20 protein-coding genes are annotated in these 25,375 nt (G+C 71.3%); 9 read left to right on the forward strand and 11 right to left on the reverse strand.

The features are described 5' to 3' along the window. Together AB3M90_RS15330 and AB3M90_RS15335 are read right to left on the reverse strand one after the other, a co-directional pair. Positions 1-1,566, reverse strand: coding sequence for a hypothetical protein (locus tag AB3M90_RS15330; RefSeq protein WP_412953561.1), 1,566 nt, complete (start codon positions 1,564-1,566; stop codon positions 1-3). Further along, entirely contained in the window at positions 1,542-3,305 is a 1,764-nt protein-coding gene (locus AB3M90_RS15335; RefSeq protein ID WP_412953563.1) for an ABC transporter ATP-binding protein, read from the reverse strand. The genes AB3M90_RS15330 and AB3M90_RS15335 overlap by 25 nt, the downstream gene beginning before the upstream one ends. A 248-nt stretch (positions 3,306-3,553) precedes the next feature. Here AB3M90_RS15335 and AB3M90_RS15340 point away from each other — a divergent pair, with 248 nt between their 5' ends. Then, positions 3,554-4,246 (forward strand): phosphocholine cytidylyltransferase family protein, encoded by a 693-nt coding sequence (locus tag AB3M90_RS15340; protein WP_412953565.1) that lies wholly within the window; start codon positions 3,554-3,556, stop codon positions 4,244-4,246. Between the two features lie 83 nt (positions 4,247-4,329). Further along, complete coding sequence (locus AB3M90_RS15345) at positions 4,330-5,322, forward strand: hypothetical protein (protein WP_412953568.1); 993 nt, start codon at positions 4,330-4,332, stop codon at positions 5,320-5,322. 52 nt (positions 5,323-5,374) lie between these two features. Here AB3M90_RS15345 and AB3M90_RS15350 read toward each other — a convergent pair whose 3' ends face one another. Continuing rightward, positions 5,375-5,734, reverse strand: a complete 360-nt coding sequence (locus AB3M90_RS15350; RefSeq protein WP_412953570.1) for a hypothetical protein — start codon at positions 5,732-5,734, stop codon at positions 5,375-5,377. 174 nt (positions 5,735-5,908) lie between these two features. Here AB3M90_RS15350 and AB3M90_RS15355 point away from each other — a divergent pair, with 174 nt between their 5' ends. Beyond that, positions 5,909-7,522, forward strand: coding sequence for an acyl-CoA carboxylase subunit beta (locus tag AB3M90_RS15355; protein WP_412953572.1), 1,614 nt, complete (start codon positions 5,909-5,911; stop codon positions 7,520-7,522). Continuing rightward, positions 7,519-7,767, forward strand: coding sequence for an acyl-CoA carboxylase subunit epsilon (locus AB3M90_RS15360; protein ID WP_412953574.1), 249 nt, complete (start codon positions 7,519-7,521; stop codon positions 7,765-7,767). The genes AB3M90_RS15355 and AB3M90_RS15360 overlap by 4 nt, the downstream gene beginning before the upstream one ends. 18 nt (positions 7,768-7,785) lie before the next feature. Here AB3M90_RS15360 and AB3M90_RS15365 read toward each other — a convergent pair whose 3' ends face one another. The 6 genes from AB3M90_RS15365 to AB3M90_RS15390 form a co-directional block, all read right to left on the reverse strand. Next, complete coding sequence (locus tag AB3M90_RS15365) at positions 7,786-10,821, reverse strand: alpha-mannosidase (protein ID WP_412953576.1); 3,036 nt, start codon at positions 10,819-10,821, stop codon at positions 7,786-7,788. 82 nt (positions 10,822-10,903) lie between these two features. After that, the gene (locus AB3M90_RS15370; protein WP_412953880.1) at positions 10,904-12,103 is read right to left on the reverse strand and encodes an ROK family transcriptional regulator; all 1,200 of its coding nucleotides are present in this window, start codon (positions 12,101-12,103) and stop codon (positions 10,904-10,906) included. 252 nt (positions 12,104-12,355) lie between these two features. Next, positions 12,356-13,363 (reverse strand): hypothetical protein, encoded by a 1,008-nt coding sequence (locus tag AB3M90_RS15375; RefSeq protein ID WP_412953578.1) that lies wholly within the window; start codon positions 13,361-13,363, stop codon positions 12,356-12,358. Further along, positions 13,360-14,592 (reverse strand): sensor histidine kinase, encoded by a 1,233-nt coding sequence (locus AB3M90_RS15380; protein WP_412953581.1) that lies wholly within the window; start codon positions 14,590-14,592, stop codon positions 13,360-13,362. The genes AB3M90_RS15375 and AB3M90_RS15380 overlap by 4 nt, the downstream gene beginning before the upstream one ends. Further along, entirely contained in the window at positions 14,582-15,241 is a 660-nt protein-coding gene (locus tag AB3M90_RS15385; RefSeq protein WP_412953583.1) for a response regulator, read from the reverse strand. The genes AB3M90_RS15380 and AB3M90_RS15385 overlap by 11 nt, the downstream gene beginning before the upstream one ends. 41 nt (positions 15,242-15,282) lie before the next feature. Continuing rightward, positions 15,283-16,542: a class I SAM-dependent RNA methyltransferase gene (locus tag AB3M90_RS15390; RefSeq protein ID WP_412953584.1), complete on the reverse strand. Its 1,260-nt coding sequence runs from the start codon at positions 16,540-16,542 to the stop codon at positions 15,283-15,285. A gap of 23 nt (positions 16,543-16,565) precedes the next feature. Between AB3M90_RS15390 and AB3M90_RS15395 the strand changes: the two genes are divergently transcribed. After that, positions 16,566-17,204: a Maf family protein gene (locus AB3M90_RS15395; protein WP_412953883.1), complete on the forward strand. Its 639-nt coding sequence runs from the start codon at positions 16,566-16,568 to the stop codon at positions 17,202-17,204. A 78-nt stretch (positions 17,205-17,282) separates the two neighbouring features. Next, positions 17,283-19,049 carry an acetyl/propionyl/methylcrotonyl-CoA carboxylase subunit alpha gene (locus tag AB3M90_RS15400; protein ID WP_412953587.1) on the forward strand — a complete coding sequence of 589 codons (1,767 nt, stop codon included), beginning with the start codon at positions 17,283-17,285 and terminating at the stop codon, positions 19,047-19,049. Between the two features lie 127 nt (positions 19,050-19,176). Here AB3M90_RS15400 and AB3M90_RS15405 read toward each other — a convergent pair whose 3' ends face one another. Next, complete coding sequence (locus AB3M90_RS15405; RefSeq protein ID WP_412953590.1) at positions 19,177-20,625, reverse strand: NAD(P)H-quinone dehydrogenase; 1,449 nt, start codon at positions 20,623-20,625, stop codon at positions 19,177-19,179. A gap of 48 nt (positions 20,626-20,673) precedes the next feature. Between AB3M90_RS15405 and AB3M90_RS15410 the strand changes: the two genes are divergently transcribed. Genes AB3M90_RS15410 through AB3M90_RS15420 form a run of 3 tightly spaced genes read left to right on the forward strand, consistent with a single transcriptional unit; the run spans position 20,674 to position 23,440 of the window. Further along, complete coding sequence (locus tag AB3M90_RS15410; protein ID WP_412953593.1) at positions 20,674-21,507, forward strand: purine-nucleoside phosphorylase; 834 nt, start codon at positions 20,674-20,676, stop codon at positions 21,505-21,507. Continuing rightward, on the forward strand, positions 21,504-23,174 hold the full coding sequence (locus tag AB3M90_RS15415; protein WP_412953596.1) for a phospho-sugar mutase: 1,671 nt from the start codon (positions 21,504-21,506) through the stop codon (positions 23,172-23,174). Before AB3M90_RS15410 ends, AB3M90_RS15415 begins: the two co-directional genes overlap by 4 nt. 2 nt (positions 23,175-23,176) lie before the next feature. Then, positions 23,177-23,440 carry an HPr family phosphocarrier protein gene (locus AB3M90_RS15420; protein WP_412953599.1) on the forward strand — a complete coding sequence of 88 codons (264 nt, stop codon included), beginning with the start codon at positions 23,177-23,179 and terminating at the stop codon, positions 23,438-23,440. A gap of 9 nt (positions 23,441-23,449) precedes the next feature. Here the strand turns inward: AB3M90_RS15420 and AB3M90_RS15425 are convergent, their stop codons facing one another. Beyond that, entirely contained in the window at positions 23,450-25,372 is a 1,923-nt protein-coding gene (locus AB3M90_RS15425) for a BglG family transcription antiterminator (protein ID WP_412953885.1), read from the reverse strand. Positions 25,373-25,375: the final 3 nt, after the last annotated feature.

The raw sequence follows: 25,375 nt of genomic DNA on the forward strand, positions 1-25,375 counted from the left end.
TCATGCCGTCTCGACGAACTCCATCAGCCGCTCACCGCTGCGCTCGAAGATGCGTCCGCCCAGGGCCGCCCCGAGCGCGAGCACGACGAGACCCGAGAGCACGCCCACCCAGAAGGCGATCGGCGCGAAGGCGTTCCCGTCGATGATCGACGCGGCGAACAACCAGATCGTCGGCGCGCTGCACACGATCGCCCCCAGGAAGGCGACGGCGGGGCCGTAGATGCCCCGGGATGCCGGCCGCTGCGGCTGCTGGAACGGGCTGTCTCCCGGACGCGACACCGCGTAGGGCGCCACCACCGACACGATGCTCGAGATTCCGAGCGCCGAGAAGAGCAGACTCGCGGCGAGTCCGGTCAGCGGCATCAGCAGCCGCCAGTCCCCGATCATCAGGAGCGTCAGCGGCACCGACACCGCCAGCACGGGCACGGACACCAGGAGCACCGGGATCAGTCGGCCGAACCGGTCGGGAAGACCCCGCACGCCGCTGGCCACATGCGTCCACAGCGCCGTCGAGTCGTAGGCGACGTCGTTGTGCGGCAGCCATCCGAAGAAGAGCGCCATCAGCGGCACGGGGATGAGCACCGCGATCTCGAGCGGCACCCCCGCCACGAGCAGCGGCAGCACCGTGAGGACTCCGGCGACGGGGACGACGATGACGTTCATGATGTAGCGACGATCGCGCAGCCAGTAGACGAGACTGCGAGCCGCGATCGCGCCGAAGGCGTTCGACGGGAGAAGGCCGAACCATCCGAGCCCGGTGCGCTCCCGGGCGGCGACCGGACGTTCGGTGGTGGTGAGGAGCCGGCGCACCAGCCACGCCCACGCCGCTCCCACCGCCAGCATCGTCACCACCGCGACGATCCCGCCGACCCACGCGGCATCGGTCGACCCGGCCGCGAGGGCGAAGAGGGCGCCCGGTGCGGCGGCGAGCGGCGTGAAGCCGAACGTCGTGGTCAGCGCCGCCAGGGATGCGGGCACCTGTCCGTCCCAGCGCAACGAGGCGAAGAAGACCGCGACGGGAAAGGCGATCACGATGATGGCGAGGGCGAAGAGCGCCGTCAGCTCGCGCGAGCGACGCTCGGGCAGCAGCAGGGCGTTGATGGCCATGCCCACCCGCGCCGTCAGCATGGTCGTGACCACGCCGACGACCGTCAGCCCGACGGCCAGCGGCCACGGGGTCCCGAGCCGGACGGCGACGATGCACACGCAGACGTGGACGGCGAGGAGGGCCAGACTCGGCATGCTCACGAGGGCGGCGAGGGCGAGCACCCACGGCATCCGTCGTTCGTCGACTCCGAAGACCGCGAATCGACGCGGGTCGAGCTGGTCGACCGCCCCGACGAGGATGGGACCGACGAAGAAGCCCAGGAGCAGGGCCGCTCCGCCGAGAACGGTGACGGCGCGCGCGACGGCGACGGGAGCGTCGCCCAGGCTCAGCACCGCGACGCACACCGCAGCCGTGACGGCGACCACCGCGCAGAACATCACGATGGTGCGCCCCCGGCGTTCGCCGCGCAGCGATCCGATCAGCAGCGCGAACCTCAGTCGGAGAACGTGTGCAGCCATTCGAGCCCCTCCACCTCGCCGCTCGAACCGGCGAGCTCGACGAATCGCGCCTCGAGGGACTGCCCCGCCCGCACCTCGTCGATGGTGCCTTCGGCGAGCACTTCGCCGCCGACGATGATGGCCACGCGCGAGCACACCCGCTCGACGAGGTCCATGCCGTGGCTGGAGAGGATCACCGTGCCGCCGTGGGCGACGTAGGCGCGAAGGATGTCGAGGATCACCGCCGACGACACCGGGTCGACCGCTTCGAACGGCTCGTCGAGCACGAGCACGCGCGGCGAGTGGATCATCGCCCCGGCGAGCATGATCTTCTTCGTCATGCCGGCCGAGTAGTCGGAGACGACCCGGCTGAGCGCGTCGGCGAGGTCGAAGGCCCGGGCGAGGTCGGCGGCGCGCTTCTCGATGACGTCGGAGGCGAGGCCGCGCAGCAGGCCGTAGTAGTAGAGCAGCTGACGTCCCGTGAGCCGGTCGAACGTGCGCAGCCGATCGGGCAGCACTCCCATCACGCGCTTGGCCGCCAAGGGCTTCCGCGATTGATCGATCCCGCAGATGGTGACGCTGCCCTCGTCGGGACGCAGCAGTCCGGCGACGATCGAGAGGGTCGTGGTCTTGCCGGCGCCGTTGGGTCCGACGATGCCGTAGAACGAGCCCGCGGGAACGGTCAGATCGATCCCGTCGACCGCGCGGTTGTCGCCGAACTGCTTGACCAGACCACGGATGCTGATCGCCTCGGACGCCGAGGCTCCGCCTCGCTCGTCGCCGGTCGGCGCGGCATCGGCGGCGTCGGGCGCGCTCTCCCCCGGGACGACGAGCACAGGCTCGGCGGGCGCCGGCGCGGCAGGCGCCGGGTCGGCGGCGACGGGCTCGTCGATCACCGGCTCCTCGACCACCGGCTCCTCAGCGACCGGCTCCTCAGCGACCGGCTCCTCAGCGACCGGCTCCTCAGCGACCGGCTCCTCGACCACCGGCTCCTCGATCGGCGGGCGTTCCTCGTCGATCGGCGCCTCGACGACGGCATCGACCGGCGCCTCGACCATCGGGTCCTCCGCAGCGGCCCGCTCGGCTTCGGCAGCCTGCGCCGCAGCGGCCTTCGCCGCGGCCGACTTCGCCGCCGCGGACTTCGCTGCCGCGGCCTTGGCCGAGGTCGTCCGCGCGGTGGCGGCACGGGCGGTGCTCTTCGCGGCCGCCGACTTCGCGGCCGCCGACTTCGCGGCCGCCGACTTGGCGGCCGCCGTTCGCGCGGTCGTCGACCCCGCGGTGGCGGACTTGCCTGTCGCCGCCTTGGCGGCCGCTGCCGTGACCGCCGGCGTCGCCGCGCGTCCCGAGGCCGCAGGCTTCGAGGCCGTCGATCTCGCGGCAGCGGCGCGTGCCGCCGACGCGGTCTTCTTCTTCGTAGAGGGAGCCCCCGTCCGCGCCGCGGAATTCTTCGCGGCCGCTTCGCGAGCCGCCGTCGACCGCGCCGGGGCGATCCCCGCGGCGGCTGCCTCGTGGGGATCGATCACCAGTGCGGATGCGGGCTCGATCACCACTTCGCCGGTCGGGGCCGCCGCCGCAGCGCTCGTGGCCGTCTTCTTCGGCGCCGTCTTCTTCGCGGCGGCAGGGCGCTTCGCCGGCGCCTTCTTCGTCGCGGCGCGCGGAGCCGCGGCCTTCTTCGCAGAAGGACGGGGCGCTCCCGTCGTGTCGCGCGCGGTCTCGGAATCGTCCACCTGGTCGGTGCGGTCGTCAGGGGAGGAAGTCACCGTCCTACGGTATCAATGGGTCGCGGTCTGCCAAGGGCGGGGCGAAACATTCGCGAGTGCTCTCCTGATCTCTCGTCGACCGGCAGGCCGATCGCTACCCTGTGTGTTGAGTGTGTAGTCGGTCACGAAATGGCAACGGGGCATGCGATCACCGGGGCTTCCCAGGCGGAGTCGATAGCATGAATCCCGGCACGATGAGGTGTCTGGTCGGTGAACCGACCGTGAACACAACTTCCTTAGGAGCACTCGTGACTCTTCAAACCGTCATTCTCGCAGCCGGCATGGGCTCTCGCCTCGGCCGCGCCCTGCCGAAGCCGCTGACCGAGCTGAGCGACGGCCGCACGATCATGCGCCAGCAGCACGACAACATCCGAGCCGCCTTCGGTTCCGACGCGCGCATCACCACGGTGGTGGGCTACCGCGCCGAGACCATCATCGATGCCTTCCCCACCGCCAACTACGTCCACAACGAGCGCTACGACGAGACCAACACCTCGAAGAGCCTGCTGCGCGCTCTCGCCGCGACCGGCAAGAGCGGCGTGCTGTGGATGAACGGCGACGTCGTGTTCGACCCCATGATCCTGGGCCGCGCCGCATCGTTCATCGAGCGCGATCAGTCGTTCGTCACCGTCAACACCTCCAAGGTCAGCGACGAAGAGGTCAAGTACACCGTCACGGCCGAGGGGTTCATCCACGAGCTCTCCAAGACCGTCAAGGGGGGTCTCGGCGAAGCCGTCGGCATCAACTACATCTCCGCGGCGAACAAGAAGGCGTTCATGCGCCAGCTGCAGCGCGTCGACGACCAGGACTACTTCGAGCGCGGCCTCGAGCTGGCGATCGCAGAAGACGGCCTGCTGCTCGAGCCGATGGACGTCTCCGATCTCTACGCGGTGGAGATCGATTTCGCCGAAGACCTCGAGCGGGCGAACCTCTTCGTCTGATCCGCCCACCACGAGAAGCCCGGACCCGTCAAGGGCCCGGGCTTCTCGGGTTTTTCGAGGACGGGCTTCGTAGGATCGGGGTCATGGCCCCCAAGGTGCACAAGATCCACTCCCTCCCGGACGACTCCCCCTGGGACAAGGGCGTGCCGCCGGTCGGTTCCAGCGAGCACCCGATGATGGTGCGCGGACTCGACCGGGTGCTGTCGATCCAGCGTCCGCTCGTGCTCGCGCACATCCGCAGCATCCGCCTGCGCAACCCGCAGGCCACTCCGGCCGAGATCATCCGGATCCTCGAGAGGCGGTACCTCGCGGCCGTGACCACCGGTGGTGCCGCCGTGGGCGCGACGGCCGTCGTCCCGGGCATCGGAACCGGCGTCACCCTGGCGCTGTCGGGCGTCGAGACGGTGGGTTTCGTCGAGTCGACGGCGCTCTTCGCGCAATCGGTCGCCGAGGTCCACGGCATCGCCGTCGCCAATCCCGATCGCGCCCGCGCCCTCGTGATGACGCTGATGCTGGGCAAGGAGGGCGTCGATCTCGTCGGGCAGCTCGCGGGGCAGCTGGCCGGACGCGGCGGCAGCCGCTCGTCGTACTGGGGCGAGCTCGTGACCAAGTCGTTGCCCCGTGCCGCCGTCGGCCCACTCGTCGACCGGCTCAAGAGCATGTTCGTGCGGCAGTTCGCCGCGAAGGGCGGCGCATCGGTCATCGGCAAGGCGCTGCCGTTCGGCATCGGGGCCGCGATCGGCGGAGCGGGCAACCACATCCTCGGCCGGCGCGTGCTGACCACGTCGCACAGGGCCTTCGGGGCGGCGCCGATCGATCTGCCGATCGAGTTGGAACCCGTGGAGGGCGCCGAGAAGCTCGAACTGCGGATGCTGCGCGGCGCGCGCTACGCCGGGAACGCGCTGGCCGGTGCGGCCGGGACCGCGGCACGCGGTGTCGGCTGGGCCGGACGCCGGATCGGCGATGCGACCCTTCGCCGCGGACACCCCGCGGACGAGCTCGAGCGGCCCGATGCGCCGGGCGAGCTCGGCGGACACGACATCTCGGGAATCGACTCCGCGCAGCGCGAAGGCTGACGGCGGCGGCGCGGCCGGCCGGGACGGCGACCACCGCCCCGGCCGAACGGGCTCAACGGATCACGCGAACGGCCGACACCGTCGTCGCGGTGTCATCGCCCAGGTCGTGGACGGCGCCGGGGCGCACGACGTCGTTCGACGCCTTCGACGTGGTGTAGCCGGGGATGAAGCTGCTCTCGCCGAAGCCCGACCAGGCGATGCGGATCGTCGACGTCGAGTTGTTCACGACCTGGTCGAACGCGGTGCCCGGACGCACACCCGGGCCGACCTCCGCAAGGACCGTCCCGTCGAGCACGTAGCAGACGGCTCCGGCACGGCAGTCCGGGGCCGCCTGGGCCGGCACGGCTCCGAGGACGACGGCGCCTGCGGCGAGCGAGACGGTGCTGAGGGCGAGGGCAATCGTGCGCTTCATGGTTCTTCTCCAGTTGCTCATCGCCGGGCTCGGCGAGTCCGGTCGGAAGGAGAGACGGGCGCGGGCGCCGAATGGTTCATCCGCCACGACGCTCAGAGCATCGCCAAAGGATCGGCGGCCTCGTTGTGCCGAGCATCCAACGGGCGGACGCGACCCGACGCTAGGGTGGAATCCGTGACGGACAAGCCCGACCTCTTTACCACCGCCGGCAAGATCGCGGACCTGCGCGCCCGCTACACCGAGGCCGTCGTCGACGCCGAGGCGAAAGCGAAGGAGAAGCAGCACGCGAAGGGCAAAATGACCGCCCGTGAGCGCATCGAGCTTCTCGTCGACCCGGGCAGCTTCGTGGAGTTCGACGAGTACGTGCGTCATCGCACGACGGCGTTCGGCATGGACCGGTCCCGCCCGTACGGCGACTCCGTCGTCACCGGCGTCGGGACGATCCACGGGCGCACGGTCGCGGTCTACTCGCAGGACTTCTCGACCTTCGGAGGGTCGCTCGGCGAGGTCGCCGGGGAGAAGATCGTGAAGATCATGGAGTTCGCCCTCGCCGGCGGCATGCCCTGCATCGGCATCCTCGACTCGGGCGGCGCCCGCATCCAGGAGGGCGTCGTCGCCCTCGGCAAGTACGGCGAGATCTTCCGCCTCAACACGCGGGCATCGGGCGTCATTCCCCAGATCTCGATCATCATGGGCCCTGCGGCCGGTGGAGCGGTGTACTCCCCCGCGCTCACCGACTTCGTCATCATGGTCGACAAGACGAGCCAGATGTTCGTGACCGGCCCCGACGTCATCAAGACCGTGACCGGCGAGGACGTCGGGATGGAGGAGCTCGGCGGGGCCTACACCCACAACACGCGCTCGGGCGTTGCGCACTATCTGGCCGACGACGAAGACGACGCCATCGACTACGCGCGCACGCTGCTCGGCTTCCTGCCCGACAACAACATGGCGGAGGTGCCGTCGTACGAGACGGCGTTCGAGTTCGAGACGACGGATGCCGACCGCACCCTCAACACGATCATCCCGGACTCGGCGAACCAGCCCTACGACATCAAGTCCGTCATCGAGCACGTCGTCGACCCTTCGACGGGCTCAGGGCAGGCGAAGGGCGACTTCCTCGAGGTGCAGCCGCTGTTCGCACCGAACATCGTGATCGGCTTCGGACGCGTGGAGGGCCGCTCGGTCGGCATCATCGCCAACCAGCCGTCGCAGATGGCGGGAACGCTCAACATCGAGGCCGGGGAGAAGGCGAGCCGGTTCGTGCGCTTCTGCGACGCGTTCTCGCTCCCGATCGTGACCCTCGTCGACGTGCCGGGCTACTTGCCGGGCACCGATCAGGAGTGGACCGGCGTCATCCGTCGCGGCGCCAAGCTCCTGTACGCCTACGCCGAGGCGACGGTGCCCCTGGTCACCGTGATCCTCCGCAAGGCCTACGGCGGCGCCTACATCGTGATGGGCTCCAAGCAGCTCGGCGCCGACGTGAACCTCGCCTGGCCGACCGCCGAGATCGCGGTGATGGGCGGTCAGGGAGCGGTCAACATCCTCTACCGCGGCGAGATCCGCAAGGCCGAGGAGGCCGGCGAAGACGTCGCAGCCGTCCGCACCCGTCTCGCGAACGAGTACACCTACAACGTCGCATCGCCCTTCCTGGCCGCGGAGCGCGGAGAGCTCGACGGCATCATCGAGCCCGCGACCACACGGGTGTCGATCGCGAAGGCCCTGCGCGCCCTGCGCGGCAAGCGCGCCGAGCTGCCGCCGAAGAAGCACGGGAACATCCCCCTGTGAGCGACCACGAGACGCCACCGGGGGCCGCTGCGGAAGAGGCGCCTCCGGTGATGCTCGAGATCAGCCGCGGTGCCGCGACCGAGGAGGAGCTGGCCGCGCTCATCGCCGTGATCGGCGACGCGTACGCACGCGAGTCGGCCGATGCCGTCGCCGAGGAACCGCGCGTCTCGGCGTGGGAGCGCACGCAGCGCCCCCTGCGCAGGCCGTTGCGGCGAGGCATCCCCTGGGGGCGCTTCTCGGGCTGAGGGCCGCGATCGTCGGGATCAGCCGCCGGCGACCTCGAGGCGGGGCGCGCGGAAGCGGAGCGTGACGAGCTGGAAGGCACGCAGCTCGAGGTCGACGTCGGTCCCGTCGACCGCGCGGACGGCCGATCGGTCGACCTCCCGTTCGAGCAGGTCGGTCTCGCTCACCGCTTCGAAGCCGAAAGCCGTGGTCAGCCGCGCCGCCGCCCTCCCGCCGTGCGCCTCGTACAGTCGCACGATGACATCATCGCTGCGGTCCTCCGCCGCCTTCACGGCCTCGACGACCACGGCATCCGACGAGACGCTCAGCAACGGGGCCACCGGACCCGCTCCCGACATGCGTCGCGCAGGCAGGTTGAGGCGATAGCCCTCGCGCACGGCATCCGCGATCGTGGCGTCGGGCCGCACACTCACCCGGAAGGTGTGCTCGCCCTGGTCCGCCTCGGGATCGGGGAAGAGCGGCGCGCGCAGCAGCGAGAGCCGCGCGACCGTCACGGTGCCGCCGCCGGAGCGCGACGCGCGCGCGACGTCGTGCCCGTAGGTCGAGTCGTTCGCGATGGCGACGCCGAAGCCGGGCTCGCCGACGTGCAGCCAGCGGTGGGCGACCGTTTCGAACCGCGCCGCATCCCACGAGGTGTTCGCGTGCGTCGGACGATGCACGTGCCCGAACTGGATCTCCGAGGTCGCGCGGTCGGTGTGCACGTCGAGCGGGAAGGCGAGCTTCAGCAGCTTCTGCCGCTCGTGCCAGTCGACCGTGGTCTCGATGTCGAGCGCCCGCGCCTGCGGAGCGAGCGACAGGGTCTGCGTGATCCGTGTGCCCCCCAGCTCACGGACCACGCAGACGATCGCCGCCGACGGATGCGGGACGACATCGATCGACTCGACCTGCGTCACGTCGGTCACGTGACGCCGGTAGTGCTCGTCGATGTCCCACGCATCCCATCGCGTCGGCGTGTCGCGGTGCAGCTGGAGGAGGTTCCCCCGCTCCCCCGCTGCGATCGCGTTCCTCCCGGTCGCGCGGGCGACGAGAGAGGTCACCAGCCCCGCCCGGTCGATCGTCACCGTGAGGTGCTCGTTCTCGAGCACGAAACCGGCCGGCGTCTGCGTGATCGACGCCGCGGCCGTGGGCTCCTGCACGACGGCGATCCCCATCGCCGTCCCTCCCTCCTGGGCATAGGGTCCGGCGTCGGCGACGAGCTCGGCGTCTCCGGAGCCCGCCACCAGCGCGAGTGCCTCGGCGATGATGCGCTCGGCCGAGGCGAGCACCTCGGCGTAGCGTCGTTCGGCCTCGCGGTGCACCCAGCCGATCGAGCTGCCGGGGAGGATGTCGTGGAACTGCTGCAGCAGCACGGTCTCCCACGCGGCGTCCAGCTCGTCATACGGATAGGGCGCGCCGCGCAGTGCCGCCGCGGTGGCCCAGAACTCCGCCTCCCGCAGCGCGTGCTCGCTGCGACGGTTGCCGCGCTTCGTGCGGGCCTGCGAGGTGTACGTGCCGCGGTGGAACTCGAGGTACATCTCTCCCGACCACACCGGAGGAGACGGGTACTCGGCTTCGGCCGCCTCGAAGAAGCGGGCCGGCGTCGAGAGGGTGACCGTCGCCGAACCCTCGAGTGATCGGAGGCGCCGTGCGGCGGCGACCATCTCGCGGTTCGGCCCTCCGCCGCCGTCGCCGTAGCCGAACGGGACGAGCGACGTGTTCGCCGCCCCCTTCTCGGCGTACTGCCGCTCCGCGCGGGCCACCTCCTCGGCCGACAGCCGGGCGTTGTACGTGTCGACCGGCGGGAAGTGCGTGAAGATGCGGCTGCCGTCGATGCCCTCCCACAGGAAGGTGTGGTGGGGCATGACGTTCGTCTCGTTCCACGACATCTTCTGGGTCAGCATCCATCGGGATCCCGCCGCCCGAGCGATCTGCGGGAGGGCTGCGGAGTAGCCGAACGAGTCGGGCAGCCAGACGTCGAGCGGCTCCACGCCGAACTCCTCGAGGAAGAACCTCTTGCCGCGCACGAACTGCCGGGCCAGCGCCTCGCCGCCGGGCATGTTGGTGTCGGACTCGACCCACATGCCACCGGCGGGCACGAAGCGGCCGTCGGCGATCGCCGCCCGCATTCGCTCGTAGAGCTCCGGCTGGAACCGCTTCATCCAGGCGTACTGCTGCGCCGACGAAGCGGCGAACGCGACATCCGGATCCTCCTGCTGCAATGAAAGCACGTTCGAGAACGTGCGGGCGACCTTCCGCTGCGTCTCGCGCACCGGCCACAGCCACGCCGAATCGATGTGCGCGTGACCCACCGCGTGCAGCCGATGAGCCGAGGCGGATGCCGGCCGCGCCATCACCTCCCCCAGCACGGCGCGCGCGTCGGCGGCGGTGCCGGCGACGTCGTCGGGATCGGTGGCGTCGATCATCCGCTCCAGCGCACGGAGGATCTCGGCGCGACGCGGAGACGTCGGCGGCAGCTCGGTCAGAAGCCCGTGCAGCACGGAGACGTCCTGCAGAAGCTCCCAGACGGTGAGGTCGAGGATGCCGATGTCGGCCTGACGGAAGGTGTACAGCAGGTCTTCGCCTGCCGTCTCCCATTCGCCTCGCGGCGTCGGCCGGAAGTCGCGGAAGCCGTCGGCGAGATCGGGGTTCGCCGCCGCCTCCAGGTACAGGTCGATCGGGTCTCCGGGCGCGCCCTCGAGCGGGACGTAGGCGTTGCGCGGCTCGACCGCCTTGACGATCGAGCCGTCCGCGCGGTACACCGTGCCCTCGGCCTGGAAGCCCGGCTCCGCATCGCTGAAGCCCAGGTCGAAGATCAGCTCCGCGCGCCGCCCCTCGTCGACGCGCGGCACGACCCCTGTGACGTGCACCCACAGGGTGCTCCACGCCCGCCCCCAGGCGGTGCCGACGGCGAACGGCTCGAACCTCTGCGCGACCGCCTCGGCGAAGGGAACAGGTTCACCCGGCACCAGCCAGGCGCCGAGCTGCAGGGGCTCCGTCACCGCGTAGACCGCCGGATGCAGCCGCTCGCGCACGAAGCGCCGGATGCGCGCTTCGACGAGCGCGGAGTCGTCGTGCATGCGGGGTCCGATCGATGGGTGAGCCCAGATAGTACATCGATTGGACTTACCCTGTCGAGGGTTCCGACGACGGGACGCGGTGTCACTGATCGAGGAGGAGATCCGCCGTCCGCGGCGTGAGCACCGAGTCGAGAACCACGCAGCCCGCACCCACCGCGCCCCCGTCGTCGCCGACCACCGTTCCCGAGACGGGGAGCCCCCGGACCGCTCTGGTCGCGCTCAGACGATCGAGCCGCTCGGGGATCTCCCGCAGGTACACGTCGGCCAGACGGCTCCAGAACGGTCCTCCGAAGACCACGCGGTCGACGTCGAGCAGATTCGTGAGCACGGCGGTCAGCCGAGCCGTGTGCGCCGCGGCCTGCCGCACCACGCCCACGGCCGCCGCCTCGCCTGCGGCCGCCCGCCGGCAGAGCAGCGTGAAGCGCTCCTCCACGGCCTCGACGTCGCTGGCCTCGCGGTCATCGGGGAGCACGCCCGAGCGCTCGGCCTGCTCGACGATCGCCTGCGGCGTGCACAGCACCTCCACGCACCCCCGCGAACCGCACGGGCAGGCCGGGCCGTCGGGATCGACCACGATGTGGCCGATCTCGCCGAAGTTCTGCGTACTGCCCGGCACCGCCTCGCCGTCGCGCGCCAGGGCGGCCCCCAGACCGGTTCCCAGATAGACGAACACGAACGAGTCGTCGGATGCGTCGTGCCGCGTCCACAGCTCTCCGACGGCCGCCGCCGTGGTGTCCTTCTCCAGCGTGACGGGCAGGCCGGTCGCCTCGGCCAGCACCGAGCGGAGCGGCACTCGATGCCACCCCTGCAGCTTCGGCGGGTCGATGACGGTGCCCCGTTCGGGGTCGAGGGGCCCGGGCGCCGCGACCCCGATGCCCGCGACACGCGACCGATCGATCGCGGCGTCGTCGATCAGACCGTCGATCGCGCTCGCCATCGCCTCGACGATGCCTCGCGGCTCCTTCTTCGGCGCGCGCATGCTCGTGCGACGCACCACGGCGCCGGCGAGATCGAGGACGACGATGGTCATGACGGCGGGGTCGAGGTGCACCCCGACCGAGAAGCGGCTCTCCGGGACGAGGCGCAGCGTCACCCTCGGCTTGCCCGGACCGTTGATCGTGCGCCCGGCCTCGCGGATGAACCCTTCGTCGAGCAGTCGGCGGGTGATGTTCGTGACGGTCTGCGCCGACAGGCCGGTCGCCGTGGCGAGCTCGATCCGACTCAGCCCGTCGTCGGAGCGCCGGATCGCCTCGAGGATGACCGACTGGTTGAAGTCGCCCATCCGCGGAAGATTGGTGCCGCGACGCATTCGCATCCTCCGATCCTGCCTCATGGGGCGCCGACGCGTGTCCCCCAAAATACCTACAGACAACCCCGCACGGACCCATCAGACTGAGGGAGACGCTTCGCGTTCGGCTGGTCTCTCTGTCCCAGGGTAGACAGACGCTGATCAGCCACCGGCGGACGGTTTTCGGGTAACCGTTCCGCGTGGCGAGGGGTGGGCGGCTCGGCCGCCACCCCTCGCCCACTCTTCTCACATCGGCCCGGCTTCGCGCGGTATCTCGTGCCAGAGGTCGACGGAGTCGTCATCGCCCGACGAGCGCGTGCCCGCGCGGCCGACGACCGTCACAGCGATGCGCGGATCGCGCGCCGAGCGGATGATGAGCCGCCCCGCTTCGGCATCGGCGACCGTGGCGGCGAGCTCGTCGCGGATCTCGATGCGGCGATCCTCGCCGACGCCGTCGAGCCCGCCCTCGTCGAAGACCGTCACGACCACCCCGCGGCGGCGTGCTGCTTCGATCGCATCCCGCACCGCATCGTTGAGCAGGTCCGCGCCCCGGAGCTCGTCGCGCAAGCGTCCTTCGGCGAGCCGCGCCTCCAGGCGCTCGCGCTCGTCCAGCGCTCCTCGCGCGGCGACCACGCGGCTCAGCACCGGTCCGGCCACCGCCAGGGCGAACTGGGTCCGCAGCCGCCGCTCCCGCTGTCGCACCAGCTGCGTCGCGTGCCACGCCGAGACGGCCTGCTGGATCTCGGCGAGGCGCTCGGTGTCGCGCACGGCCCGCCCCCAGAACATCACGAGCAGCTGCGCTATCAGCACCCACATGATCGATCCCACGAGCCCGAGATTCAGTGCGACGGCCGGACCGAGGGAGACCGACGACGCCACGATGAGCACACCCAGGGTGATCCATCCCGCGAGCGGTCGTCGTCGGACGACCAGGACGACGCCCACGAGGCCCACGCCACCGATGTACCAGGTGGCGAAGGGCTCCGTGCGATCGGCGGAATGCAGCGAGAGCGTGACGAGGACGGGGATCAGGGCGCTCGCGACGACGGCGAGGACGGCCGTCCACTGCGGCATCCGCACCGACGTCGGGTCACCGAGGATCGCGAGGTTGACCACCGCCAGGTAGGCGGCGATGGCGAGCACCATGAGCAGAGGCGCCACCGGCTGCTCGATCCACCACACGGACCGCGCCACGAAGTACATCGCGAAGCCGACGGCGAGAGAGGTGGCGACGCTGCGGACCGTGCGGTTCACGACCGCTCCCAGCCGAGGGTGACGGTCGTTCCCTGCTCACCGGAGTCGATGACCGCCGTTCCGGCGACACCCGCCATGCGGGCGAAGATCGATGCACGGATGCCGAGGCGATCGGCCCCGATGTCGTCGAGGTCGAATCCGGGCCCGGTGTCGGAGATCGTGACGCGGATCCCCTCGTCGCCGTGCCCCTGCGCGACGATGTGCAGGCCGCGCCCGTTGGCGTGCGCGACGGCGTTGCCGATCGCCTGACGCGCCGCCAGCACCAGCGCTCGCGCTGCTCTGCCCGGGATCAGTCCGAGACCGCCGCGCTCCTCGACCACGGCGTCGGCTCCCAGCTCCGACAGCGACCGCCGCAGCTCGATCACGATCTGCGCGGTTCCCACCGGCTCGTCGCTGCCCTCCTGGGCGACGGCCCCCTCGGTGTTGGCGAGACGGGTCAGCGCTTCCCGCGCCATCGCCACGGCGAGTTCACGCGAGCGCTCGCCCTCGGCCCGCTCCCCGGCGATCAGGGCGGCGAGCACGCTGTCGTGCATCAGTGCCGACATCGCGACGCGCTCCTCCTCGGCCGCGGCGACGGCCGCAGCCGAGGCGTACGACGCGACGGCCTGCCCACGAGCCTCGTCGACACCGGCGGCGACCGACCGGAACATCCACCCCAGCGAGATCATGATCATGCCGAGGATGAGCGTGAACGAGACGTCGAAGGCGGTCGTCACCCAGAAGTCGCGCGAGAACTCGCCCTGCACCAGGCGCACGTAGCCGTAGACGATCGGAACCCCGATCGCCCATGCGAACTGGACGCGGATCGGGAACGCCAGCATCGCGGCGACGACGCCGACGTTCACCAGGAAGAAGATCCACGGCTGCGCCCCCGCCGAGTCGGACGGATCCACGATGGTCGGCCACGCGGCGAGCGCCAGCACGTACGCGACGGCGAAGGCGCCCGACGTCGCCCGCACCGCCCGGCCGGTCACGCAGGCGACGAGCATGACGGCGAGGGGCACGAAGACGACCACGAGCACGATGACGTGCGGTACGTCGCGCACGCTCGTCGAGCCGAGAGCCGCGATCAGTGCCTGCGCGCCGAGCGCGGCCGAGCCGATCGCCACGACGATCGACAGGATGCGCTCCATGCGCGTCCCCGTGAAGCGCTCGAACTCCGTCTCGGCGGCGCCGGGCGAGGGGATCTTGCTCCACGCATCGCGGATGCTGAGCGGCTCAGCGGGCACTCGAGGCCCCGTCGGCGGCCACGATGCCGTCCTCCATCGCCCGGCGCAGCAGGTCGACCTTGGTCGGTGCGGGACGCCCCACCTCGACGTACTTCACGCGGATGCGCGTGATGTTCTCCTTCGCGGTGGAGTAGGCGACGCCGAGTCGCTCGGCGACGGCCTTCAGCGGCAGTCCCGTGGCGTAGAGGCGGAGCACTTCGCGCTCGCGCACGGAGAGCTGCGCGTCGGCGAAGGCCCGGTCGCCTTCGACGGCGCTGGCCCACTCGACGTTGTTGAGGGCCTCGCCGTCTGCGACGGTGCGGATGGCGTCGAGCACGTCGTCGAGCGCCGAGGACTTGCTGACGACGCCGGCAGCCCCGGCCAGGAGGGCCTCTCGCACGGCCGCCGGCCGATCGGCGACGCTGTGGATGACGACGCTCGCACCGTCGCCCACGAGCGACCGGACGTTCTCGGTCACGGTCGTCCCGTCGCCGAGCGTGAGGTCGAGCACGACGACGTCGGCCGGTGCCTGCCCCGACGCTCCGCGCCACTCGAGGTACGACGAGACCGTGCTCCCCGAGAACACGACGCTCTGCCCGTCGCGCGCGCACGCCGCCTCCAGACCGAGGCGGACCGATTCGTGATCGTCGATGAGTGCGACCGTGCTCATCCGCCCAGCCTAGTGAGTGGCCGGTCGGCGCTCGCACGGGGTCAGCGGGTGAGGAGCGCGACGACCTCGAAGTGGTGCGAATGCGGGAAGAGGTCGAACCCGCGCAGCGTCGGCACCTTCCACCCCAGCGCCCGGAACGTTCCCAGGTCGCGCGCGAGGGCGACCGGGTCGCAGGCGACGTACGCGACCGCCGCGGGGGCGAGCGCGTCGACGGCCTCGACCACCGATCGCCCGGCGCCCGCTCGCGGCGGATCGAGGACGACGGCGCCCGTCGCGCCGCGACCGGCCGTCCCCTGCAGGAAGCGGTCGACGCGCGCCGTGACGGCGGTGACGTCGAGGGGTGCGAGGTTCTCCTGCGCGTGCCGCGTGGCGCGCCTGCTCGACTCCACGGTGACGATGTCGGTGGCACCCAGGTCGGCGAGCGTCGCCGAGAACAGCCCCACCCCGCCGTAGAGGTCGTAATGCGTCGCATCGGGTTCGACGTGACCGTCGAGCAGGCCGTACACGGCCGCGTCGAGAACGGATGCCGCGCGCGGATGCACCTGCCAGAAACCGCCGACGTCCACGCGGAAGCGCCGATCGCCCACCCGCTCCTCGACGACGTCCGGTTCGGCGCGGCGGCCGCCGCGCCGCGCGGGGCGCGCACCGTCGTCGTGGCGGATCATCCGCACCTCCCCGTCCCCCGGCTCGACGAGGTCGATTCGTCCCGGTGCGCCCCCGCGCAGCTCGAGCGCCGCCCGAGCGATGGCGGGACGCGCCAGCGGATGAGAGGTCACGGGGATCACGCGGTGGCTCCGCGCGGCGTACGGACCGACGCGGCCGTCGTCGTCGACGTGGAGCGTGACGCGGGTGCGCCAGCCCGTGCCGTCACCCGACTCCACCGCCTCGATCTGCGGGGCCTCCAGCCCGGGACCGGCGAAGCGGTCCAGCGCCTCGGTCAGCACCTGCCGCTTCAGCTCCCGCTGATGCGCGAGGGCGATGTGGCCCAGGTCGGCGCCGCCCGGGCGATCGTGCGGGTCGCGCGCGAGGTCGGCCTCCGGCCAGATGTGCGGGCGCCGGTGGGGCGAGGCGTCGAGCACCTCCACCGTCTCCGCTCGCCAGAAGCTGCGCGTGTCGGCGGTTGCGGGGGCGCTCTGAGACCCCGCGCCCGTCGAAGGGTCTGTCAGGCGGGCGCGCACGCGTTCGCCGGGCACCGCATCCGACACGAACACCACGCGGCCCTCGTGCCGCGCGATGAACGTGCCCCCGTGCGCGATGCCGGTGATGTCGAGCTCGAGCACGTCGGCTGCGGGGGAGGTCATCCTTCGAGGATACGGTGGTGGACATGCGCGTCTGCCTGGCCTCCACGTCTCCCGCCCGCCTGATGCTGCTGCGCCAGGCGGGGATCGAGCCCCTCACGCTCGCGCCCGAGGTCGATGAAGACGCGGTGGGCGCCGCGGCGGCCGCCGCGCGCGGAGCCGCCCTGCCCCCGGCCGAGCTCGTCCTGCTGCTCGCCCGCGCCAAGGCGGCCGACGTCGCGCATCGTCTCGCGACGCAGGGTTCATTCGACGGCCTCGTCATCGGCGGCGACTCGATGTTCGAGCTCGACGGTCGCGTCTACGGCAAGCCGTACACCGCGGAGGAGGCGACGCGGCGATGGCAGGAGATGCGCGGCGCCACCGGCATCCTGCATTCCGGCCACTCGGTGTTCCGGGTCTCCCCCGGTGTCGACCCGGTGGAGGCGACCGCGGTCGCCGAGGCGTCGGTCACCTTCGCCGACGACATCGACGACGACGAGCTCGCCGCGTACGTCGCCTCCGGCGAGCCGCTGCTCGTGGCCGGGGCCTTCACGGTCGACAGCCTCGGCGGCGCCTTCATCACCCGGGTGGACGGCGATCCCTCCACGGTGGTCGGCATGTCGCTGTCGACGGTGCGCCGCCTGGCGGGCCAGGTCGGCGTCCGCTGGACGGATCTGTGGTCGTAGACTCCACGCGACGTTTCCCCCGCTTTCTTGTGGGGAGTCGTCAAAGCGATCGCGGGCCTTCTCGCTAGGCTGGCAACCATGCCTGCTATCGCCAAGGTGCTCATCGCCAACCGCGGCGAGATCGCCGTCCGCATCATCCGCGCCGCCCGTGACTCCGGGATCGCCTCGGTCGCCGTCTACGCCGACCAGGACCGTGATGCCCTGCACGCCCGGCTCGCCGACGAGGCCTATGCGCTCGGCGGCGCGACCAGCGCCGAGACCTACCTGCAGATCGAGAAGATCCTGTCGGTCGCCCGCCGCGCCGGCGCCGACGCCGTCCACCCCGGCTACGGGTTCCTCGCCGAGAACGCCGAGTTCGCGCGCGCCGTCATCGACGCGGGGATGATCTGGATCGGCCCCTCCCCCGAGGCCATCGAGGCGCTCGGCGACAAGGTCACCGCGCGGCACGTCGCCGAGAAGGTCGGCGCGCCGCTGGCGCCCGGCACCCCCGGTCCCGTGTCTGGTGCCGACGAGGTCGTCGCCTTCGCGCAGGAGTTCGGTCTGCCGATCGCCATCAAGGCCGCTTACGGCGGAGGCGGTCGCGGGCTCAAGGTCGCCCGCGAGCTCGACGAGGTCGCCGAGCTGTTCGAGTCGGCCACCCGCGAGGCCGTCGCCGCGTTCGGTCGCGGCGAGTGCTTCGTCGAGAAGTACCTCGACAAACCCCGTCACGTCGAGACCCAGTGCCTGGCGGATGCCGCGGGCACCGTCGTCGTGATCTCGACCCGCGACTGCTCGCTGCAGCGCCGCCACCAGAAGCTCGTCGAAGAGGCGCCGGCTCCGTTCCTCACCGAGGAGCAGAACGCCCAGCTCTACGCCGCGTCGAAGGCCATCCTCAAGGAAGTCGGCTACGTCGGCGCGGGGACCTGCGAGTTCCTCATCGGGGCCGACGGGACGGTCTCGTTCCTCGAGGTGAACACCCGCCTGCAGGTCGAGCACCCGGTGTCCGAGGAGGTCACGGGCATCGACCTGGTGCGCGAACAGTTCCGCATCGCCGCGGGCGGGACCATCGACTACGACGACCCGGCCCCGCAGGGGCACTCGATCGAGTTCCGCATCAACGGCGAGGACCCGGGACGCGGCTTCCTGCCCCAGCCCGGCCCCGTCCACGTGTTCAAGACGTTCGGCGGGCCCGGCATCCGTCTCGACTCCGGCGTCACGGCCGGAGACGCGGTCTCGGGCGCCTTCGACTCGCTGCTGGCGAAGATCATCGTCACCGGCAAGGACCGCGCCGAAGCCCTCGAGCGCTCACGCCGCGCGCTCGACGAGTTCGAGGTCGCCGGGCTCCCCACGGTCCTGCCGTTCCACCGCAAGGTCGTGCGCGACCCCGCGTTCACGGCCGAGGGCGGGGAGTTCGGCATCTTCACGCGATGGATCGAGACCGAGTTCGTGAACGACATCCCGGCATGGGACGGCGAGCTGGAGTCGCCCGAGGCGAGCGCCTCGCGTCACACGGTCGTCGTCGAGGTCGGAGGCAAGCGACTCGAGGTCAGCCTGCCCGACCGCGTGGCCGTCGCCGCCGGCACCGCGGGGCGTCCGGCCGTGGTGCCGCCGTCGCGCCGCAGTCATGCCACCACGGCCAACGCCGGAGCCTCGGGCGACGCCGTGAAGTCGCCCATGCAGGCGACCGTCGTCAAGGTCGCGGTCGAAGACGGTCAGCAGGTCGTCAAGGGCGACCTCGTCGTCGTGCTCGAGGCCATGAAGATGGAGCAGCCGCTGCAGGCGCACAAGGACGGCGTCGTCGGCAACATCAACGCCGATGCCGGGACGACCGTGTCGGCCGGCCACCAGCTGCTCACCATCAGCTGACGCGACGCTTCGACAGGCTCAGCGACCCAAAGCAGCGACGCTTCGACAGGCTCAGCGACCCACGCAGCGACGCTTCGACAGGCTCAGCGACCCAGGCAGTGGGGTCCCTGAGCCTGTCGAAGGGCCATCAGCTGATGTAGCCGAGGTGCATCGCGCGGCTGGCGTCGGTGATGCTGCTCGACAGCGACGGGTACGCGGCGAACACGCGCGAGACCTGATCGACCGTGAGTCGTCGCTCGACGGCGACGGCGATCGGGTAGATGAGCTCCGAGGCCTTCGGAGCGACGATCACGCCGCCGATCACGGTGCCCGACCCCTTGCGGGCGATGATCTTCACGAAGCCGTCCTTGATGCCCATCATCTTGGCGCGGGGATTCGCGGCGAGCGGCAGCTTGTAGACGAGCCCGTCGGCGATTCCGTCCTCCACGTCCTTCTCGGAGTAGCCGACGGTCGCGATCTCGGGAGCGGTGAAGATGTTCGAGGTGATCTTGATCAGCTCGAGCGGGATGACGATGTCGCCGAGCGCGTGGAAGACCGCGGTGCGGCCCTGCATCGACGCGACGGATGCCAGGGGGAAGAAGTTCGTGCAGTCGCCGACGGCGTAGACGTTGGGCACCGAGGTGCGCGCGACCTTGTTGACCCGCACGTGCCCCGATTCGTTCAGCTCGATGCCGGCCTCCTCCAGCCCGATGCCGGCGGTGTTGGGGATCGACCCGACCGCCATCAGGCAGTGGCTGCCCTCGACCGTCCGTCCATCCGACAGCGTCACGACGACGCCGTCGGCGGTCGCCTCGACCCGCTCGGCGCGCGACTTGGACAGCACCTGCATCCCGCCGCGCTTGAACACCTTCTCGAGCACGTGCGCCGCATCCTTGTCCTCACCGGGGAGCACCTGGTCGCGGCTCGAGACCAGCGTCACCTTCGCGCCGAGGTTCATGTAGGCCGAGGCGAACTCCGCGCCGGTCACCCCCGACCCGACCACGATGAGGTGCTCGGGGAGCACCTTCATGTCGTACAGCTGGGTCCAGGTCAGGATGCGCTTGCCGTCGGGCTTGGCCGAGTCGAGCTCGCGGGGCGAGGCGCCGACGGCCACGACGATCGTGTCGGCCTCGACGCGGTCGAAGTCGGTGCCGCCGTGACCCGTGGAGACCACGATGGCGTTGGGCCCCTCGAGCCGGCCGTGGCCGGACAGCATCCGCACCCCCGCCTCGAGCAGCGTGGTGCGCATGTCCTCCGACTGCTGGCCGGCGAGGGCGACGAGCCGCTTGTTCACCGCGGCGAGGTTGATCGCGATCTCGGGCTTGAGGGGCTTGCCGTGCTCGCCCGTGGCGTAGAAGTTCACGCCGAGGTCGCTCGCCTCCGAGATCGCGACGGCCGCGTCGGCGGTCGCGATCAGGCTCTTCGACGGCACGACGTCGGTGAGCACGGCGGCGCCGCCGACGCCCACGCGCTCGATCAGCGTCACCTCGGCACCGAGCTGGGCGGCCGCCAGGGCCGCCTCGTATCCGCCGGGTCCGCCGCCGAGGACGGCGACGCGCTGAGTGCGCTCGAAGGGGGTGGAAGTCATGCAACCCATTCTTCCGCAATCCTGGCACGGGGACCCGCACCTTCCTAGAGTGGATCCATGCCCCACACGCACAGCAACCCTCTCGACGACCCGACCGCGAACCCGTTCGAGGTCGCCGCGCAGGCCGCGGCCGACATCGCCCGGCTGACCGGAGTCGAGAAGCACGACATCGCCCTGACCCTCGGCAGCGGATGGGGCAAGGCCGCCGACCTCATCGGCGAGACCGTCGCCACCGTCCCCGCCACCGAGGTCACCGGGTTCTCGAAGCCGGCCCTCGAGGGGCACGTGGGCACCCTGCGCAGCATCCGCACCCCCGGCGGGAAGAACGTGCTGGTGATCGGTGCGCGCACGCACTACTACGAGAACCACGGGGTGCGCCGTGTCGTCCACAGCGTCCGGACCGCCGCCGCCACGGGAGCCGGGATCATGGTGCTGACCAACGGCGCCGGCGGCATCCGCGAGACCTGGAAGCCGGGTCAGCCCGTGCTCATCAGCGACCACATCAACCTCACGGCCGACTCCCCTCTCGAGGGCGCGACGTTCATCGACCTCACCGACCTGTATTCGCGGCGCCTTCGCGACCTCGCACGGTCGATCGACCCGAGCATCGACGAGGGCGTGTACACCCAGTTCCGCGGCCCGCACTACGAGACCCCGGCCGAGGTCCAGATGGCCAAGCACCTCGGCGGCCACATCGTGGGCATGTCGACCGCGCTCGAGGCCATCGCCGCGCGGGAAGCCGGTATGGAGATCCTCGGCTTCTCGCTCATCACGAACCTCGCCGCCGGCATCCAGCAGACCCCGCTCAGCCACGAGGAGGTCATCGAGGCGGGGCGCGAGGCGGAGCCCGTCATCTCGGCACTCCTGGCGAGGGTGGTGGAGGCCCTGTGAGCGACGACAGGCTCGCCCAGGCCCGCGCCTGGCTGCGACAGGATCCCGACCACCAGACCCGCGACGAGCTCGCCGGCCTGATCACGCGAGCGGCCGGTGGTGACGCCGCCGCCCTCGCCGACCTCGACGACCGGTTCCGCACGCGACTCGCCTTCGGCACCGCCGGTCTGCGCGGCGCGCTGGGCGCCGGAAGCAACAGGATGAACCGGGTGCTCGTCGCGCAGGCGGCCGCGGGATTCGCGGCCTACCTCCGCGAGAAGGCGCACGGCGGCACGCCCACAGTGGTGATCGGGTACGACGGTCGCCGCAACTCGAGGGTCTTCGCCACCGACTCGGCGGAGCTGTTCGCCGGTGCGGGGCTGCGCGCGGTGCTCCTGCCCCGCCTCCTCCCGACGCCCGTACTCGCCTTCGCGGTGCGCCATCTCGGCGCGGATGCCGGCGTCATGGTGACCGCCAGCCACAACCCGCCCGACGACAACGGATACAAGGTCTATCTCGGAGGCGCGGATCAGGGGTCGCAGATCGTCGCTCCGTCCGACGCCGAGATCGCCGGGCACATCCAGCGGATCGCGGATGCCGGCGACGTCTCGGCACTTCCACGCTCCACGGCGTACGAGACCGCCGGGGAGGAGGTCGTCGAGGCCTACATCGCGGCGACCGCCGCCGTCGCCCCCGCACCGGAGGGCGCCGAGGGGCTGCGCTGGGTGTACACGGCCATGCACGGGGTCGGCTGGGAGACGCTCTCGCGCATCCTGAAGGCCGCCGGGTACCCGCAGCCCACGGTCGTCGACGAGCAGCTGACACCTGACGCGACCTTCCGGACCGTGTCGTTCCCGAATCCCGAGGAGCCCGGCGCGATGGACCTGTCGTTCGCCGCCGCGCGACGGGCGAAGGCCGACTTCATCCTGGCCAACGACCCCGACGCCGACCGGCTCGCCGTCGCCATCCCCGACGACGAGGCCGCGGGCGGCTGGCGCCGTCTGACCGGCAACGAGATCGGGCTCCTGCTCGGTGCGCGAGCGGCCCGGGCCGCGGCCGGCGTCGCGGGGGCATCGCTGGCGTGCTCCCTGGTCTCCTCCCCCGGACTCGGTGCGGTCGCCGCGCACCACGGGCTCGACTTCCACGAGACGCTGACCGGGTTCAAGTGGATCTCCCGCGCCCCCGGCATCGTGTTCGGCTTCGAGGAGGCGCTGGGATACCTCGTCAACCCCGAGACGGTCCGCGACAAGGACGGCATCTCCGCCGCCGTCGCGATCCTCGGCCTCGCCGCCGAGGCCCGCGGCCGCGACGCCGGGATCGCCGACCTCATCCGCGAACTCGGCGACACCTACGGTCATTTCGCCAGCGGGCAGGTGTCGGTGCGCGTGGAGGACGTCTCGCTCATCGCCGATGTGATGCTCGCGCTCCGCACCCTCCCGCCGACCCACCTCGGCGACAGGTCCATCGCGTCGGCCGAAGACCTGCTGCAGGCCGGGCCCGGGCAGCCCTCCGGCGACGTGCTGCGGTACCGCCTGAGCGACGGCTCGCGGGTGATCGTGCGGCCGAGCGGCACCGAGCCCAAGCTCAAGGTCTACATCGATGCCCGCGCCGACTCGGCCGAAGGCGCCGTGGCGGCCGTGGCAGAACTCGAGGCGGCCGTCCGCTCACTCCTCGACGAGCGCTCCTGATCATGCCCACCCGACGTGTCGTGGTCAGCGCGCACAACGGCGTGCACGCGCGCCCCGTGGCCGAGCTCGTGCGACTCGCGCAGTCGCACCGGGCACCGATCACGCTCCGCACCGCCGACGGCTCCACCGTCGACCTCAGCAGCGTTCTGGCGGTGATGGACCTCGCGATCGGCCCGGGCGACCTGGTGGTGCTCGAGACGCGGCCGTCCGACACGTCGGACGCCGTGCTCGACCAGCTGGCCGCCGTGCTCGATCCGCGCGGCTGAGCCGTCGCGTCAGCCGTCGATGACGGCGACCAGCTCGTCGAGGAAGGCCTCGAACGTGGCGCCCCGGCGCACGATGCGCTGCACGCTCTCGCGTTCGCTGAACACCTCGACGAGCTGCTCGAACACCGTCTGGAACGCGGCACGGTCGCTCTCGCTGAAGGCGGCGAGGGCGACGACCTGCACCCGGCTGCCGCCCCAGGCCGCCGACCCGTCCGCGACGCCGATGGCGATGGCGGTGCGGGTCGCCGTCATCTGCAGCGCGTGCGGCACCGCCAGGGCGTCGGTGAAGGCCGTCGACGACATGCGCTCGCGCGCGATCGTGTTGTCGACGTAGTCCTCGCCGATCAGTCCGGCGTCGACGAGGAGACCGCCGAGGCGACGGATGATCGCCTCCTCCCCCTCGTCGGGGAGGGGGTGCACGTAGGCGTCGGCGTCGAAGTACCGCGCGAGCTCGCCGCGAAGCCGGGTGAGCCGGCGACCTCGCCGGAGCCGGGCGGCGGCCTGCTGGATGCGGTCGACGTCGGCGTCGGTGAGGAACGGCTGGATGCGCACGAAGCGGTCGCCCGCCGAGCCCGGTTCGATGGTGCTCAGCACGAGGTCGGTGTCGAACGACGACCACTCCGGGTCGACGTTGGTGACCACCCGGGTGACCTCGATCGCCGATCCCAGAGAGCGGTCGACGCTGGAGCGCAGCAGCTCGTGGAGCTCGTAGTAGCCGGGGCAGACGATCGTCGCCGTCAGGATCGATTCGGCCTTCCTGCTCCGTTCGAGGCGCCCGCCGACGTGCATGGCGATGTAGGCGATCTCGTCGTCGTGGATCGGTGTGCCGAGCCGATCGTGCAGACCGCTGGCGATCGACACGGCCACCTCGAAGATCATCGGGTACGAGGACTTGAGCGAGCGCGTGAGCGGGTTGCGGGTCAGGGCGCTCTCTTCGGCGCGGCGCAGCAGGTTCTGCACGTGCAGAGCCAGGCGCAGCACGAAGGTCTCATCGACCAGATCGACCTGGTAGTCGTCGGCGGCCCGGGTGATCTCCGCACGCACGGCGTCTTCGACATCACGGTCCACGCCGCTGCGCGCGACCTCGCGCGTCGCCTCTCCTCCCGGGGCCACGATGCGCGTCAGCACGAGCGACGCGAGGTGTCCGCTGTCGCCCTCTCCCAGCACCACCCCGAAGTGCTCCTCCGCGAGTCGGGCGATGACCGCGCCGACGCGCGGCAGCTCCTCCCGAGCGGCGGGGGGTGCGGCGTCGAGGGCGTGCCCGGCCGCGACCCGCTCCGCCGCGATGGCGATGTGCAGCAGAACGTCGGCGATCGCGAGCTCGTTGACGTAGTAGCCGAGCTCGCCCAGCTCCCGCACCAGCGACGACTTGAAGGGCCCGACCGCGTGCGCTGCGACCGCGCTGCCCGACAGCGCCCGGCGGAAGGTCTCGGGATGGAACGACGCGTCGTCCATCTCGTCGTGCGCCAGCCGGCTGAGCAGACGGCGCTGGGCCGCCTCGTTGCCCCGCAGACGCACGAGCTCACGATCGCGCTCGAGCTCGAGATCGGTGCCGTCGAGCAGAGCGCGCACGCGCACGAGGTCCGCCTCCAGAGTGGCCTCGCTCACGTGCAGCTCGGCCGCCGTGTCGAACACGTCGACGCCGCCCGGCGCGTCGAGGAGCATGCGCACCAGGGCGTGCAGCCGGTCGCGCGGCGCCGAATCGCCGGTCTGCCGCATCCGGACGGCTCCACGGGCTCCGGGACCCGCGCGGTACCCGGCCGGGCCCGACTCGATCACGCCGGCGCCGGGCGTGCGCGCGTTGAGCGCGGCGACATAGGAGCGGATGCTGCGCGGCGTCACCCCGAGCAGATCGGCGAGGTTCCCCGCGGTGGCCCAGCCCTCCTGGCGGAGAAGGGTCGCGAGGAGCCGGTCCTGACGCTGACGCGACATGAT

It is taken from the genome of Microbacterium martis, assembly GCF_047246685.1.
Lineage (GTDB): Bacteria > Actinomycetota > Actinomycetes > Actinomycetales > Microbacteriaceae > Microbacterium.